A 15,780-nucleotide genomic window follows, 5' to 3' on the forward strand; every position below is an offset into this window, starting at 1 on the left:
GGGACGTAGACCCGTAGCTTTCCCTCACTCGACGCAGGCACCGAGCATCTCCTCCATGGATTCGCGCACCGCCGCGGACAGCACACCGATATCGGCCATCGCATCGCGATCGGCGTTGAGACCGTAGAACACATGTCCGTCGTAGGACGTGATTCCGATACTCGTGGCCTGGTTGCGCAGCAGTGGCGACACCGGATACATCTCCAGCATCCGCGCGCCGCCGATGTACATCGGCTGCTGCGGACCCGGCGCGTTGGTGATCACCAGATTGAACGTGTGCTCTGCGAAGGTACTCGCTGCCCGCACGCTCATCGCATGCAGGCTCGCCGGGGCGAACCCGGCCATGTGCACCAGGGTGCGGGCGCGCACGCCGCGGCGGTGCCGGGCGTGCGCCTCGGTGGCGTGCGCGATGTGCGACAGCCGCATCACCGGATTCGGCTCGCCCACCGGCAGATCGACCAGGAACGAGGACACCTCGCTGGCCGGTTTCAGCCGATCCCCGTGCGGCCCTTCGACATACACCGACATCGGCACCACCGCGCGCAGCACCGCCGACTCGGTGAGCACCTCGCCGCGCGACTGCAGGAAGATGCGCAGCGCGCCGGTCACCACGGCCAGGATCACGTCGTTGATCGAGCAGTCGAACCGCCGCCGGATCCGGCGGTAGTCCTCCAGTTCGGTCCGCACCACGTCGAATCGGCGATTGCGGGAGGTCGGGGTGTTGAACGGGCTGTCGGGCGTGCCGAGCGCGGCGGTGCGCACCATCGACACCACCCGGTCCACCGCCTTGGCGGCGGTCGACACGAGCGCGTTGGCGTTCGCGCTCGCGTGCCGCACCACCTCGAGCGCCTCGCCGGGCTGGGCGGCCAGCTCGAACAGCGCCATGGCCAGCAGCTCGATCTCGCCGGGTTCGCGGCGGGCGGACCAGGCGTCGTCGGCGACCTCGCGCGGCCACGGCCCGGCGTCCAGGATCACGTGCCCGATCTCGAGCGCGGTGCTGCCGTCGACCAGCGCGGTGTGCGTCTTGGTGAAGATCGCCAGGCGATTCTCCGACAGGCCCTCGATCAGATACATCTCCCACAGCGGCCGGGTGTGGTCGAGGGGGCGCGAGGCCAGCCGGGCCACCAGGTCGTGCAGCTGCTCGTCGGTGCCGGGCGTGGGCAGCGCCGAGCGGCGCACGTGATAGCCGACGTCGAAACGGTTGTCCTCCACCCATACCGGACGCCCCAGCGCGAACGGGATCTCGCGCACCTTGCGGCGATACCGCGGCACCAGCGGCAGGCGGCCCGACACCAGGTCCACCAGCCGGTCGTAGTCCAGCGGCGGCTGCCCGGGCGAGGTGCCGCGCACGATCGCGAGGGAGCCGATGTGCATCGGATTGCTGCTCGACTCGAGCCGATGGAACGACGCGTCCTGCGGCGTCAGTCTCGTGATCACGCTGCCCGGTGCTCCTTCCGATACCCGCTCCATTGTCACGTCAGGCACGCGATTCGGCGTCGGGGTGTGGCGCTTTTCGCCCTACCGATGGAAATTCCGCGCTCGCAGCGGCTTCCGTGCGATGCTGGGGCCGCTTCGTGCCGAGGGGAGTCGATTGTCAAGGGGGAGTGCCGTGCCGACTCGACGGGAACATCGCGCCGACCGCCGTGGGTCGCTGTCGCGCGCACCGGGTTTCGAGCCGCCGCTGGCCGCCGGTGCACCGGCGGAACCGGGTCCGCCGCCGCCCTGCCGCCGCCGCACCGCACCGCGCGCGGCGGTGCGAGAGTACGCCGCCGCCCGCCGGTCACCGCACGACGGGCGCTCCGCGTCGTCCGGCACCCCGGACGAAACGGCTTCGGCGGCAACGCGTTTCGCCGAGCGGTCGATGCGCGCGGTGCTCGAGGTGCTGGACGGGCGCCGCCCGGTGACGCAGTTGCGCCCGCTCGCGACCCCTACCGTGGTGGCCGCGGTCGAGACCCTGCTGCGCACCGGCGGCGGCCGCCACCTGGGCCCGGCGGTACTGGTCTCGGTCCGGGCGACTTTCGTGACCTCGGCGGCGGTCGAGGTGTGCGGCGGCTACGATCGCGGCGACCGGCATTTCGCGATGGCCGCCCGGATCGTGGCCTGGCGCGGCGGCTGGCGGCTGGCGGCCCTGCGACTGCGGTGAGCAAGCGCCCGGCGCCTACCATGGGGGCCGCATTACCATGAACCTTGCGGCGCGCCGCGCCCACACCGGACCTACCCCACCGGGGTGTGAAGACCTTCAACATCGACCAGAGGACTGACGAGACCCGTGCCTGCTCTGACACTGACGAGGTTGCTACGTTTTGGTGAGGGCCGCGTGGTCAAGCGGCTCGCGCGCCTGGCCGACGAGGTCCTCGCCCTGGAAGACGAGTACGCCGATCTCACCGACGCCGAACTGCGGGCCAAGACCGTCGAGTTCCGCGAGCGCTTCGCCGACGGCGAGTCCCTGGACGAGCTGCTGTTGGAGGCGTTCGCCACCGCCCGCGAGGCATCGTGGCGGGTGCTCAACCAGAAGCACTACAAGGTTCAGGTCATGGGTGGGGCGGCCCTGCACATCGGCAATATCGCCGAGATGAAGACCGGTGAGGGCAAGACCCTGACCTGTGTGCTGCCCGCCTATCTCAACGCCCTGTCCGGCGAGGGCGTGCACGTCGTCACCGTCAACGACTACCTGGCCAAGCGCGACGCGGAGTGGATGGGCCGCGTGCACCGCTTCCTCGGCCTGGACGTCGGTGTCATCCTGTCCGGCATGAGCCCGGCCGAGCGCCGGACCGCCTACGGCGCCGACATCACCTACGGCACCAACAACGAGTTCGGCTTCGACTACCTGCGCGACAACATGACCCACTCGCTGGAGGATCTGGTCCAGCGCGGGCACAACTTCGCCGTGGTCGACGAGGTCGACTCCATCCTCATCGACGAGGCCCGCACCCCGCTGATCATCTCGGGCCCGGCCGACGCCTCCTCGAAGTGGTACGCCGAATTCGCGCGCATCGCACCGCTGTTGAAGAAGGACGTGCACTACGAGGTCGACATCAAGAAGCGCACCATCGGCGTGCACGAGGCCGGTGTCGAATTGGTCGAGGATCAGCTGGGCATCGACAACCTCTACGAGGCCGCGAATTCGCCGCTGGTCAGCTACCTGAACAATGCCGTCAAGGCCAAGGAACTCTACGTCCGCGACAAGGACTACATCGTCCGCAACGGCGAAGTGATCATCGTCGACGAGTTCACCGGCCGAATCCTGGTGGGCCGCCGCTACAACGAGGGCATGCACCAGGCCATCGAGGCCAAGGAGGGCGTGGAGATCCAGCCGGAGAACCAGACGCTGGCCACCATCACGCTGCAGAACTACTTCCGCCTCTACGACAAGCTGTCCGGCATGACCGGCACCGCCGAGACCGAGGCGGCCGAGCTGCACTCGATCTACGGCCTGGGCGTGGTGCCCATCCCGACCAACAAGCCGATGATCCGCGACGACCAGTCCGATCTGATCTACAAGACCGAGGAGGCGAAGTTCGCCGCGGTCGCCGACGACATCACCGAGCGCCACGAGAAGGGCCAGCCGGTGCTGATCGGCACCACCTCGGTGGAGCGCTCGGAGTATTTGTCGAAGCTGCTCACCAAGCGCGGCATTCCGCACAACGTGCTCAATGCCAAGTTCCACGAGAAGGAAGCCGAGATCATCGCCGAGGCGGGCCGCCCGGGCGCGGTCACGGTGGCGACGAATATGGCCGGTCGCGGTACCGACATCGTGCTCGGCGGCAACCCCGACATCATCGCCGACATCCTGCTGCGCCGTCAGGGCCTGGACCCGGTGGAGACCCCGGACGAGTACCAGGCGCACTGGCTGCCCGCCCTCGAGCAGGTCAAGCAGCAGGTCGACGAGGACGCCGACAAGGTGCGCGAGGCGGGCGGCCTGTATGTGCTGGGCACCGAGCGGCACGAGTCGCGGCGCATCGACAACCAGCTGCGCGGTCGCTCCGGCCGCCAGGGCGACCCGGGCGAGTCGCGGTTCTACCTGTCGCTGGGCGACGAGCTGATGCGGCGCTTCAACGGCGCCGCGCTGGAGTCGATCATGACCCGGCTCAACCTGCCCGACGACGTGCCGATCGAGGCCAAGATGGTCTCGCGCGCCATCAAGAGCGCCCAGACCCAGGTCGAACAGCAGAACTTCGAAATCCGCAAGAACGTTCTGAAGTACGACGAGGTGATGAACCAGCAGCGCACCGTCATCTACGCGGAGCGCCAGCGCATCCTGTCCGGCGAGGACATGGAGGGCCAGGTTCAGGAAATGATCACCGCCGTGGTCACCGCGTACGTCAACGGCGCCACCGCCGAGGGCTACGTGGAGGACTGGGACCTGGACAAGCTCTGGACCGCGCTGAAGACGCTGTACCCGGTCGGCATCGACTACAAGGATCTGACCGGCGAGAACGAGTCCGGCGAGATCGGCGACCTGAGCCGCGAGGAGCTGCTCGACGCCGTGCTCGACGACGCCCACCAGGCATACGAGCGCCGCGAGAAGGAGATCGACGAGCTGGCCGGCGCGGGCAGCATGCGCAACCTGGAGCGCCAGGTGCTGCTGTCGGTGCTGGACCGCAAGTGGCGCGAGCACCTCTACGAGATGGACTACCTCAAGGAGGGCATCGGCCTGCGCGCCATGGCGCAGCGCGATCCGCTGGTGGAGTACCAGCGCGAGGGTTTCGACATGTTCGCGGCCATGCTCGAGGGCCTGAAGGAGGAGTCGGTCGGCTTCCTGTTCAACCTGCAGGTCGAGGTGCAGCAGGCGCCCGCGCCGGGCGTCGCGGTCGATCCGGGCCTGCGCTCGCCGGTCGGCGCCATGGCCGACCCCTCCGGGCCGCCGACCGACGAACTCCCGACCAACGGCGCGGCCGCCCCGGCGCCCCTGCGCGCCAAGGGCATCGACAACTCCGGCCCGCGCGGCCTGAGCTACTCGGGCCCGGACGAGGGCGGCCACCGCGCCGTCCACTCCGACGACGAGGAGTACGGCGGCCGCCACAGCACCGACGACGGCCGCACCCGCCGCGAGCGCCGCGAGGCCGCCCGCGCCGAATCCCGCCAGTCCCGCGCCCCGAAGTCCAAGCGGCACAAGTAGTTTCGACTGGAAGCACCGACTAGGTGTCCTGCCGATTCGGGCCTGTCGGGTGAGTCCTCCGGTGGTAGGTTCGCGATATGAGTGAACCGGGGGACCCATGGGGGCACGGGGTCGGGGCGCAGCCGCCGCCGCAGTTCTCCGGGCAGGCGCCGATGGGGGTCGGGGGTTACGGGCCGCTGCCCGCGATCGGGCGGCGGGGTGGTCGGGGCTGGCTGTGGGGGCTCGGTGGTGTCGTGGTCGCGTCGGTGGTGTGGGGTGCGGCGGTGGTGGCGACGGGCGGTTTCGGTGGGAGCGGGGCGGCGTCGCCGGATCTGCGCGGGTACCACTACATCGACGATCTGTGCTCGGCGCTGGATATTTCGCCGTTCACGTCGGTGCATTTCTCCCATTCGCCGAGCGACGACACCCATCACGGATCTCAGCACCCCGTGCGGGATCTGATGGGCTGTTCCAGCAAGCTGAAACCGGCGGTCTCGACCGACCGCTACGACAATACGAATCTTTACACCAGCGTGACGCTGCACAAGAAGACCGATCCGGCACCGGAATTCGCGGCCGACGCGGACACCGCCGCCTCGAACGACACCGACGCCGGTCCCACCCAGGTGCAGCGGGTGAGCGGCCTGGGCGACGAGGCGTACTACGACATCCGGTACACCTCGGGCTCCGACTTCGACGTCAGTCTCAATGTGCGCGAGGGGTGGATGACCATGTACCAGGACTGGTACGGCTTCGGGCTGTCCGGATCCACCGTGTCGCGGCAGGAGATCACCGACGCCCTGCGGCAGTCGGTGACCGCCACCCTGGCCACCCTGCGGAAGTAGCGAAACCTATTCGCCCAGTTCGTATTTCGTGACCATCTCGGCGTCGAGCTCGATACCCAGTCCCGGCCGGTCCCCGATCGCGACGCGATTGGCGCCATAGGACAGCCGAGTTTCCGGCGTCAGCAGCTGCTCGAAGTTGTAGATGCCCTTCTCCCTCGCGAAATACTCGACCACCAGCGTGTTCGACACCGCCCCGCACAGGTGCGCGTGCAGGTTGTGATGCCAGTGCGGCGCCATCTGCAGCCCGAAGGAATCGGCGGTGTGCGCGATGCGCAGCCATTCGGTCACGCCACCGCACACGCCCGCGTCGGTCTGCAGGATCGCGGCCGCGCCGGATTCGATGAGTTCCCGGAATTCCCACCGGGTCTGGTGGATCTCGCCGGTGGCGACGGGGGTGCGGATCCGCCGGGCCAGCTCGGCGTGGCCCGAGATCGCCTCGGGGGACAGCGGTTCCTCGAACCACCACAGGGGCGTGTCCCCGGCCGCGCGCTCGAAGGTCTCGATCGCCTCGCGGGCCTCCCGCACGCTGCGGTAGGCATTGTTGGCGTCCAGCGCGAGCCGTCCGGTGTCGCCGACCGCCCGCACCGCGGCGGCCACCCGGCGGGCGTCCTCGGCCACGGACAGGCCGCCCACCTTGATCTTGTGATCGGTGAACCCCTGGGACGCATTGAATTCGATCTCCCGGACCACCGCGGCGGTCCATTCGCCCTCGTCGGGCCGGTAGTAGCCGCCGGAGGCGTAGGCGGGCAGCTCGGTCGTCGCGCCGCCCAGCAGGCGCACCAGCGGCAGCCCGGCGCGCTTGGCCCGCAGATCCCACAGCGCGATATCGATCGCCGACAGCGCGCGCACCACCGTCCCGCGCCGTCCCTCCAGCAGCGCCTCCTGATAGGCCCGCCCCCACAGTCCCACCACGTCGTCGTGATCGCCGCCGAGGTACACCGGTGCGAGCAGATCGTCGACCGCGCGCCGGGTGAGCGGGCCGCCCGCGGTCCCGGCGTAGGTGTAGCCGATGCCCGTGACGCCGGTGTCGTCGGTGATCTCGACCAGCAGGTAATGCCGGGAGTTCAAGTCGCGGTTGGACATTCGGGTCGCCTTGGCCACCGGAACGCTCACCACGCGGGTGTCGATTCGGGCGATCGTCATCGGGTGCTCCTCGGGGTTTCGGCGGTGCGCACCGCCTGGATATTGGCGAACTCCACGGCCCCGTAGGCGCCGAGTTCGCGGCCGTGCCCGCTGGCCTTGACCCCGCCGACCGGCAGCCGGGGATCGGATTCGGAGATCCGGTTGACGAAGACCGATCCGGCGGCGACCCGGTCGGCCACAGATCCCAGCCGCTCCGGGTCGCGGCCCCAGATCGAACAGCTCAGGCCGTAGACGGAGGCGTTCGCGGCCGCGACGGCGGCGTCCACGGAGTCCACCGGCAGCACCGCGCCCAGCGGCCCGAACGTCTCCTCTTGGAACGCAACACAATTCGGGTCGGGTACCCGGATCAGGGTCGGCGGGAACCAGGCCCCGGGCCGCTCGTCGGCGGCCCCGCCGAACAGCAGGCGCGCGCCGTCGGCCAGCGTCCGATCCAGTTGCCGCCGTAGCTCGTCGCGCAGATCGATGCGGGCCATCGGGCCGATATCGGTGCCGGGCTCGGCCGGTTCGCCGTAGACCAGGCCGTCGAGCTCGACCGTCATCGCGTCCACGAAATCGTCGAAGACGGTGCGCTCCACGATGATTCGCTTGGCCGCGATGCAGCTCTGCCCGGTATTGAGGAAGCGCGACCGCACCGCCGCGGCGGCCGCCGCGGGGATGTCGGCATCGGCCAGCACCACGAACGGATCGGATCCGCCCAGTTCGAGCACCGTCTTCTTGACGGCCCGCCCGGCGCGCTCGGCCACCAGCGCGCCCACCCGGTTGCTGCCGGTGAAGGCGACCCCGGCGACGGCGGGATCGTCGATGAGCGGCCCGATCCGATCCGGCGGCAGCAGCACGCTGGTCAGCGTGCCGGGGCCGAAGGCGGCGTCGAACAGCCGCTGCACCGCCCGCGCGCTGCCGGAGACGGTGTCGGCGTGCTTGAGCAGCACCGTGTTCCCGACCGCGATCGCGGGCACCATCGACCGGATCACCTGCCAGAACGGGTAATTCCACGGCATGATCGCGAGAAGCACGCCCAGCGGGCGCAATCGGACCAGGGCGGTATCGGGCGCCACGTCGACCCGCTGCGGTGTCAACAGGTCCGGCAGGCGATCGGCGTAGTGGTCGCAGGCGAAGGCGCACTTGTCGATCTCCGCGTGGGCCTGGCCGATCGGTTTGCCCATCTCTGCGGTGACGAGCGCGGCCAGGTCCTGCCGCTGTGCGCGGAGCAGATCGGCGAGCTGGCGGAATTGTGCTGCGCGCGTGTCGATGTCATCCACGCGCGAGGTGGAGGCGGCGTCTCGAAGCCGTGCCGCCAGTTCGTCCTCGGTGGTGAAAGGGTAAGTGGCGAGCGGCTTTCCGTTCGCCGGGTCGACGGTGGTGATCACGGCCGCACCTCCGCGGGGGTGGCGATGCGGGCGGCCAGCCAGTCCTGGAAGCGACGCCCCAGCACCACCGGATCCGCCAGCAGCTTGGGCACATTCGGCGCATTGCCCGCCGCCAGGCGCACATGCAGCAGCGTCGGCCCGGGCAGCGCCAGGACCTCCGCCAGGCCGGTGCGCAAGTCGTCCGCGTTCGCGGCGCGGCGGACCGTCCACCCCGCCGCCTCGGCCAGCCGCCCCAGGTCGATGCGGTCGGCGTAGGTCGGCAGGTCGGCGGTGGCCCCGTAGACGGCATTGTCCAGCAGCACCAGCACCAGCTTGTCCGGGCGCAGAAAGCCCGCCGTGGGAAGGACATTCGGGTTCATCAGCAGCGAGCCGTCGCCCTCGACGGTGACCACCTTCGGCACCGCGGAATCCGCGACGGCCAGCGCGAGCCCGGTGCCGACCGAACCGGCCAGGCCCATGGAATCGAGCAGGTACAGGTGGTTGGGCCGGTCGGCGACGGCGGCGAGTTCCCGGCTGGAGGCCGCGCAGGTCACCACCACCGGCAGCGTCTCGGTGTGTTCGGCGAGCACCCGCAGGGCATCGATGCGCCGCACGATCAGGCCGCCTTTCCGTCGGTATTCCAGAAGTGCGCCAGCACGACCGCGGGCCGGTAGGTCATGCGCGCGTGCGCACCGGCCTCGGTGACCACCGCCTCCCAGTCCGAAGCCGCACTGCGCCGGTCGATCTCGAAGACCGGCAGGCCGAGCCGCGACAGCAGGCCCGGCACGTGCTGGCTGAACGTGTGGATCATCGAGTTGTACTCGCCGAGGCCGCCGCGGGTGTTCGCGACGATCAGCAGCGGCAGGTGGTAGGCCAGGTTGAACGTGGTCAGCGCCGTCAGCGCATTCCCGAACCCGTTGTCCTGCATGACGATCGCCCCGAACCGCCCGGCCAGCGGCAACGCCCCGAGCACCCCCGCGGCCTCCTCCTCCCGCGACAGCGCGAACACGGTCTCCGACCGCCCGTCCGCCCCGCCACTGGACTCGACCAGAGCGGAGATGACCGGCGCGACACTGACCGAGGGCACATACCCGACCAGATCGACCCGCGCCGCCCATATCCCCCGGGCCACCGCCGATGCGTACGAAGTGAGGTCCACAGCATGTCCTTTCCGGATCAGCCACCTGGTGGCAGCTCACCAATGCTTGGAAACATACTAGTTATTATGAGTGGCATGCAACTAGATCCCGGCCAAAAGCACGCCGGGATCGACTGTGAACGAGCATGCCGGGATCGACTATGAACAAGCATGCCGGGATCGACTGTGAACGAGTGTGCCGGGATCGACTATGGGCAAGCATGCCGGGATCGACTGTGGGCGCAGCCGGGATCATGGGGGAGGGCGGGTGACTGAGAGGGGGCCAGGGGCGTTGGGCCTTCTTATCCCGGCATGCCAATTTCCGTCATCCCGGCATGCCGATTTCTGTCATCCCGGCATGCTTTTGGCCGGGATCAGTAAGTGATCTGCTCGCCCTCGGGCACCGAGACCGACACCCAGCGCCGCCATTCGGCGACCAGGCCGCGGTCGTTGTCGCTGCTGTGGGCGACGAGGAGGTCGCCGGAGCGGACCAGGTGCAGGCGCATGGCGCGTTCGGCGGCGAGGCCGTCGCGTTTGCGCAGGGCGTCGATGATGTCGCGGTGGTCGCGCAGGGCGGTTTCCACCGGCTGGTAGCGCGGGACGCTGTGGCGGCCGTCGAGGGTCAGCGTCTGGCGCAGCTCGCGAACGAACTTGGCCAGTCGGCGATTACCGCTGGCGGCGAGGATGAGCTCGTGCAGCCGCTCGTCGGCGGCGAAGTATTCCGGGCCGCCGTCGGCGAGCCGCTCCATGATCCGGTACTCGGCCAGCATCGCCTCGTCGTCGCGGCTGGTCATCACCGCCGCGGCGCTGCGGCAGGCGGGCGGCTCCAGCAGCACCCGCAGGCTGCACAGGTCCACGATGCCGCGCCCGTCCTGGCCGACCACCCGGGCGCCGCGATTGCGTTCGATGCGCACCAGGCCCAGATCGGCCAGCTTCAGCAGGGCCTCGCGCACGGGAGTCCGCGAGGCGCCGAACATTTCGCCGAGCTCGCGCGAGGAGTACAGCACGCCGCGCTCGAGCCGTCCCTGCCGGATCGCGTCGCGAATATCCTCGGCGATCTGCTCGGACTTGCTGTCTGCTGGCACATCCTGCGACACGAGACCTCTTCGTGGAAACCCGACGAGCAAATGGTGACCCGCCCACGGCCGGGTGCCCCGGGCGAGTGTTCAGCGTAGTCGCTCACCAGGTGTGGCCCCACACCCCACGCCGGATGCCAGCACGGCCAGCACCCCGAACGCCGCCACATTGGCGAAGATCATCACGCTCATCGCCGGTCCGGTATCGCCGCCGGTGGCGTCCTGAATCCAGCCGAAGGCATAGGGACTGACGAATCCGGCCGCATTGCCCAGCGAATTGATCAGCGCGATCCCGCTGGCCGCGCCCGCCCCGGCCAGATACCCGGTCGGCACGCTCCAGAACAGCGGCTTCGCGGTCTGCGCCGCCATGGTCGCCACGGTGATCGTCACGAAAGCCACCGCCGGAGCGTCGAGCCGGACCGCAGTGATCGCGAACGCCGCCACCGAGACGGCGAGCGCGATCAGCACCGGCCGCGCCGAGCGCTCGTCGCGCACCAGCCGCCCGGTGCCGTACATGCAGATCGCGGCCGCCAGGAACGGCACCGCCGACAGCCAGCCCACCTGGATGCCGCTCAGCCCGTGACCGGCCTTCTCTATCACCGAGGGCATCCAGTACGTCAGCGGATACGCCCCGCACAGCAGCAGAAAATAGGCCGCACACAACGCGATCACCTTCCCGCTGCGCAGCGCGGCCAGGTGCCCGGCGGGTGCGGCGGCCGCGCGTTCGGCGTGTTCGGCCGCCAATGTCTCGGTGAGCCAAGCCTTTTCGGAATCGGTGAGCCAGCGCGCGTGCGCGGGCGTCTCGGTCAGGGCGAGGAAGAACGCCACCCCGAGCACGATCGCCGGAACCCCGCCCACGATGAACACCCAGCGCCAGCCCGACAGCCCCCATGCGCCGTCGAGGGTGTCCAGAATCCAGCCGTTGAGCGGGCCGCCGATCACGCTGGCCACCGGAATCGCCACCATCACCGTCGAAATCACCCGCGTGCGTTCGGCATTCGGATACCAGCGGGTGAGGTACACGATGATGCCCGGGAAGAATCCGGCCTCGGCGACGCCGAGCAGAAACCGCAGCGCGCACACCGTCGCGAAGTTCGGCGCGAAGGCCGTCGCGGCGGCGATCAGCCCCCAGGTCACCAGGATTCGGCTCAGCCACAGCCGCGCGCCCACCCTGGACATGACGATATTGCTGGGCACCTCGGCGAGAATGTAGCCGACGAAGAAGATTCCGGCGACGAACCCGTACTGGGTGGCGCTCAGGCCGAACGTCTTGTCCATCCCGAACTTGGCGAAGCCGACATTGATCCGGTCCACATAGCTGACGACGTAGCCGACCATCAGCAGCGGCACCACCCGCAGGGTGATCTTGCGGAGCGCACGCGCTCGCAGCCGATCGTCGGACCGGGGGACTACACCGTCCATCTTTCCTCCACGCGGAACTAACGGCATGCCACAGCTCTTGGTGACATGCTTTAAAGAATAAGTGGCATGCTACTTATCTGTGATGGGGCCCACAAGGCATTCGGTGGATTCGAATCCGCTCGGAGCCGATTCATCGGATCAGAAATTTTAATGATTGAAGTTTTTAACCGACTATGGTTTCCTGATGTTCGACACCTGAATCCCCCTCCGTGTCACCGGTTTTCGAGAGGACATCGACATGAACTCCGCACACCCCCGCATCGCCATCGTCGGCGCAGGTCTGGGCGGTCTGGCCTGTGCCCGCGCCCTCCGGCTGCACGGCATCGAAGCCACCGTCTACGAACGCGAGACCTCGCCGCGCGCCCGCGGCCAGGGCGGCACGCTCGACCTGCACGGCGACACCGGCCAGGCCGCCATGCGCGCCTGCGGGCTGTACGACCGATTCCGCGCCCTGGCCCGCCCCGAGGACGAGCGCATGGTCGCGGTCGACCCGATCACCGCGGCCGTGCTGTCCGAGCAGTGCCCCGAGGGCGAGGGCTTCGCGCCGGAGATCGACCGCGCCCAACTCCGCACGCTGCTCCTGGATTCCGTGGCCGCGGACACCGTGGTCTGGGGCAGGGCCGCCGCGACCGTCGCGCCGCGCGCCGACGGCACGGCCCGCCTGCGTTTCGCCGACGGCGGCAGCATCGACGCCGATCTGATCGTCGGCGCGGACGGCGCGCGCTCCCGCGTCCGCCCCGCCCTCTCCGACGCGATGCCCACCTACCTGGGCACGACCTACATCGAGACCCGGATCGACGACGCCGACCGCCGCGAACCCGAACTCGCCCGTTTCGTCGGCCACGGCACGATGGTCGCGGAGGGCGCGGGGACGCAGATCTTCGTGCAGCGCAACAGCGGCGGCCGCCTGCACATCTATGTCACGCTCGAGGACGCACCGGACTGGTACGTCGCGGCCGGTGTGGACCTCGACGACACCGAGGCCGTCCGCACCCACCTGCTGGCCCGGCTCGACGGCTGGCACGACACCCTGCGCGCGCTGATCCGGTGCGGCGACGCGCCTTTCGTGAACCGGCCGCTGTACACCCTGCCGGTCGGCCATGCCTGGCAGCACATTCCGGGCGTCACGCTGCTCGGCGACGCCGCACATCTCATGCCGCCCTTCGGAATCGGCGCCAACCTCGCGCTGTACGACGGGGCCGAACTCGGGGGCGCGATCGCGGAGCACACCGAACTCGACGCGGCCGTGCGCGCCTACGAGCGCGCCATGCTGCCCCGCTCGACCGCAGCGGCGCAGGAGTGCGCACGCATGCTCGCCGCCCCGAACGACGAGCCGATGCTCGTCGACGAGGTGCGCCGCCGCCTGAACGATCTGGCCCTGAACGCCGGGGCCGACTGAGCCTCAGTCGTGGCCGAGCAGCCAGGGATCGTTGGAGTTCACCGCGACGAGCAGGTGGCGGATCGCGGCGACGCGACGCTCCTTGCCCGGCAACAGATCCAGGGCGCACTCCGGATCGGCGGGCGGGCCGAGGTGGGTGCAGCCGCGCGGGCAGTCCTCGATGGCGTCGGCCAGATCGGCGAAGGCGAGAATGACATCGTCCGGGGTGATGTGCGCGAGCCCGAAGGAGCGGATACCGGGGGTGTCGATCACCCAGCCGCCGTCCGGCAGCGGCAGCGCCATCGACTGGGTCGAGGTGTGCCGCCCCTTGCCGACGCCGGAGACCTCGCCGACGGCCCGCTCCGCATCCGGCACCAGCCGGTTCACCAGCGTCGACTTGCCGACCCCGGAGTGGCCGAGCAGGCAGGTCAGCTTGTCCCGCAACAGATCCCGGATCGGCTCCAGAGTGTCGTCGCGGCCGCCATAGACGATGGTGAGATCCAGATCCCGGAATTCCGCGGCGAAATCGGACTCGGCGGCCAGATCGTGTTTGGTCAGGCACAGAATCGGTTGCAGCCCACCGGCATACGCGGCGACCATGGCGCGCTCCACGAATCCGGTGCGCGGCGGCGGATCGGCCAGCGCCACCACGATGAACAACCGCTCGGCATTGGCGACCACCACCCGCTCGAACGGATCGGTGTCATCGGCCGTGCGGCGCAACACGGTTCGGCGATCGGCCACCCGCACGATGCGGGCCAGGGTGTCGGGCCTGCCGGTCAGATCGCCCACCACGTCCACCTGATCGCCGACCACGATCGGGGTGCGGCCCAGCTCGCGGGCGCGCATGGCGACCAGCGGCCGATCCGGATCGCCGTCGAGCACGCAACTCCAGCGCCCCCGGTCGACGGCGGTGACCATGGCGGTCACCGCGTCCCGGTGTTCGGGGCGGGTCTTGGTGCGGGGCCGCGAGCCTCTGCCCGGACGGACCCGGACATCGGACTCGTCGTACTCCCGCCGCCTCAGCGCGGCGCCCCTGCCGCGCCGGAGTCGTGCAGCATCGCCTCCCACAGGGCGACGAAGTCGGGCAGCGTCTTGGCGGTGGTGCCGATGTCCTCGATCCGCACGCCCGGGACGCGCAGCCCGAGAATGGCGCCCGCGGTGGCCATGCGGTGGTCGGCGTAGGAATGCCACGGGCCGCCGTGCAGCGGGGCGGGCACGATGTCCAGGCCGTCCTCGGTCTCGGTGACCTTGCCGCCCAGCCGGTTGATCTCGGTGGACAACGCCGCCAACCGGTCGGTCTCGTGACCGCGCAGGTGCGCGATGCCACGCAGCCGCGACGGGGAATCGGCCAGCGCGGCCAGGGCCGCCACGGTCGGGGCGAGCTCGCCGACGTCGTGCAGGTCGATATCGATACCCGCCAGCCGATCCGGCCCGTGCACCGTCAGTTTGCCGTCGAAGCGGCGGACCTCCGCGCCCATCCGCACCAGGATCTCGCGGATCACGTCGCCGGGCTGGGTGGTCAGCTGCGGCCAGTGCGGGATGACCATCTCACCGCCGGTGACCGCGGCCGCGGCCAGGAACGGTGTGGCATTGGACAGGTCCGGCTCGACCTCCCAGTCCACGGCGTGCACGGTGCCGGGCGCGACCGTCCACACCTGCTCCTTGCGCGGATCGGTCGGCGCCTCGACCCGCACGTCGGCCTGGCGCAGCATCTGCACGGTCATCTCGATGTGCGGCATGGACGGCAGCGGCTCGCCCTCGTGCCGCACGGTGACGCCCCGCTCGAACCGGGCCGCCGACAGCAGCAGACCGGACACGAACTGCGAGGAACCGGACGCATCGATGGTGACCTCGCCGCCGCGCAGCGCGCCCGCGCCGTGCACCACGAACGGCAGCGCGTCGCCGTCGATGTCGACGCCGAGGCGGCGCAGCGCGTCCAGGATGGTGTGCAGCGGGCGCAGCCGGGCCTGGTCGTCGCCGGAGAAGGCGACGTCGCCGCGGGCCAGCGCGGCGACCGACGGCAGGAACCGCATGACGGTTCCGGCCAGCCCGCAGTCCACCTCGGCGCCGCGCAGCGTGGCGGCCGGGGTGACGGCGAGAGTGTCGGCGTCACCGGTGATTTCGGTGCCCATCGCGCGCAGCGCCGAGATCATGAGATTGGTATCGCGACTGCGCAACGCACCGGTGATGGTGGAGGGCCGATCGGCCAGCGCGGCCAGGATCAGTGCCCGGTTGGTGATCGACTTCGACCCGGGCAGGGTCACGGTCGCATGCACGGGGTGGTCGGTATGGGGCGCGGGCCAGAAACTCACCACCCCATCTTCGCCTATC

13 protein-coding genes are annotated in these 15,780 nt (G+C 69.7%); 4 read left to right on the forward strand and 9 right to left on the reverse strand.

Annotation, left to right across the window (positions count from 1 at the left end):
• Nucleotides 1-24: 24 nt before the first annotated feature.
• Entirely contained in the window at nt 25-1,437 is a 1,413-nt protein-coding gene (locus HPY32_RS27695) for a WS/DGAT/MGAT family O-acyltransferase (RefSeq protein ID WP_067577154.1), read from the reverse strand.
• Nucleotides 1,438-1,609: 172 nt separating this feature from the next.
• Between HPY32_RS27695 and HPY32_RS45800 the strand changes: the two genes are divergently transcribed.
• The 3 genes from HPY32_RS45800 (at nt 1,610) to HPY32_RS27710 (ending at nt 5,943) form a co-directional block, all read left to right on the forward strand.
• On the forward strand, nt 1,610-2,143 hold the full coding sequence (locus HPY32_RS45800) for an Rv3235 family protein (protein ID WP_082870444.1): 534 nt from the start codon (nt 1,610-1,612) through the stop codon (nt 2,141-2,143).
• A 126-nt stretch (nt 2,144-2,269) separates the two neighbouring features.
• Nucleotides 2,270-5,119 carry a preprotein translocase subunit SecA gene (gene secA / locus HPY32_RS27705; protein ID WP_067577155.1) on the forward strand — a complete coding sequence of 950 codons (2,850 nt, stop codon included), beginning with the start codon at nt 2,270-2,272 and terminating at the stop codon, nt 5,117-5,119.
• A gap of 77 nt (nt 5,120-5,196) precedes the next feature.
• Nucleotides 5,197-5,943 carry a hypothetical protein gene (locus HPY32_RS27710; RefSeq protein ID WP_171982997.1) on the forward strand — a complete coding sequence of 249 codons (747 nt, stop codon included), beginning with the start codon at nt 5,197-5,199 and terminating at the stop codon, nt 5,941-5,943.
• Between the two features lie 6 nt (nt 5,944-5,949).
• On the opposite strand, the gene HPY32_RS27715 is transcribed toward HPY32_RS27710, so the two are convergent.
• The 6 genes from HPY32_RS27715 to HPY32_RS27740 form a co-directional block, all read right to left on the reverse strand.
• Entirely contained in the window at nt 5,950-7,086 is a 1,137-nt protein-coding gene (locus HPY32_RS27715; protein WP_067577159.1) for a mandelate racemase/muconate lactonizing enzyme family protein, read from the reverse strand.
• Nucleotides 7,083-8,453 (reverse strand): aldehyde dehydrogenase family protein, encoded by a 1,371-nt coding sequence (locus tag HPY32_RS27720; RefSeq protein WP_067577161.1) that lies wholly within the window; start codon nt 8,451-8,453, stop codon nt 7,083-7,085. Before HPY32_RS27720 ends, HPY32_RS27715 begins: the two co-directional genes overlap by 4 nt.
• Nucleotides 8,450-9,046: a thiamine pyrophosphate-dependent enzyme gene (locus HPY32_RS27725; RefSeq protein ID WP_067577163.1), complete on the reverse strand. Its 597-nt coding sequence runs from the start codon at nt 9,044-9,046 to the stop codon at nt 8,450-8,452. Before HPY32_RS27725 ends, HPY32_RS27720 begins: the two co-directional genes overlap by 4 nt.
• A 2-nt stretch (nt 9,047-9,048) precedes the next feature.
• Nucleotides 9,049-9,591, reverse strand: a complete 543-nt coding sequence (locus HPY32_RS27730; protein ID WP_067577165.1) for a thiamine pyrophosphate-binding protein — start codon at nt 9,589-9,591, stop codon at nt 9,049-9,051.
• A gap of 353 nt (nt 9,592-9,944) precedes the next feature.
• Nucleotides 9,945-10,667 carry a GntR family transcriptional regulator gene (locus HPY32_RS27735; RefSeq protein WP_067577167.1) on the reverse strand — a complete coding sequence of 241 codons (723 nt, stop codon included), beginning with the start codon at nt 10,665-10,667 and terminating at the stop codon, nt 9,945-9,947.
• A 69-nt stretch (nt 10,668-10,736) separates the two neighbouring features.
• A complete protein-coding gene (locus HPY32_RS27740; protein ID WP_067577169.1) occupies nt 10,737-12,068 on the reverse strand; it encodes an MFS transporter in 1,332 nt (443 codons plus the stop codon).
• 238 nt (nt 12,069-12,306) lie between these two features.
• On the opposite strand from HPY32_RS27740, the gene HPY32_RS27745 reads away from it, so the two are divergent.
• Nucleotides 12,307-13,467 (forward strand): FAD-dependent oxidoreductase, encoded by a 1,161-nt coding sequence (locus HPY32_RS27745; protein WP_067577171.1) that lies wholly within the window; start codon nt 12,307-12,309, stop codon nt 13,465-13,467.
• A 3-nt stretch (nt 13,468-13,470) separates the two neighbouring features.
• Here the strand turns inward: HPY32_RS27745 and rsgA are convergent, their stop codons facing one another.
• Both rsgA and aroA read right to left on the reverse strand, forming a co-directional pair.
• Entirely contained in the window at nt 13,471-14,517 is a 1,047-nt protein-coding gene (rsgA, locus tag HPY32_RS27750; protein ID WP_082870445.1) for a ribosome small subunit-dependent GTPase A, read from the reverse strand.
• On the reverse strand, nt 14,469-15,761 hold the full coding sequence (aroA, locus tag HPY32_RS27755) for a 3-phosphoshikimate 1-carboxyvinyltransferase (RefSeq protein WP_082871026.1): 1,293 nt from the start codon (nt 15,759-15,761) through the stop codon (nt 14,469-14,471). The genes rsgA and aroA overlap by 49 nt, the downstream gene beginning before the upstream one ends.
• Between the last annotated feature and the right edge of the window lie 19 nt (nt 15,762-15,780).

The sequence above is a fragment of the Nocardia terpenica genome, assembly GCF_013186535.1.
Taxonomy (GTDB): domain Bacteria; phylum Actinomycetota; class Actinomycetes; order Mycobacteriales; family Mycobacteriaceae; genus Nocardia; species Nocardia terpenica.

Excerpts from the sequence above, each read along its gene's own strand:
- HPY32_RS27710 (WP_171982997.1), top strand. The coding sequence starts at position 5,197 with ATGAGTGAACCGGGGGACCCATGGGGGCACGGGGTCGGGGCGCAGCCG.
- HPY32_RS27715 (WP_067577159.1), bottom strand. The coding sequence starts at position 7,086 with ATGACGATCGCCCGAATCGACACCCGCGTGGTGAGCGTTCCGGTGGCC.
- HPY32_RS27740 (WP_067577169.1), bottom strand. The coding sequence starts at position 12,068 with ATGGACGGTGTAGTCCCCCGGTCCGACGATCGGCTGCGAGCGCGTGCG.
- HPY32_RS27745 (WP_067577171.1), top strand. The coding sequence starts at position 12,307 with ATGAACTCCGCACACCCCCGCATCGCCATCGTCGGCGCAGGTCTGGGC.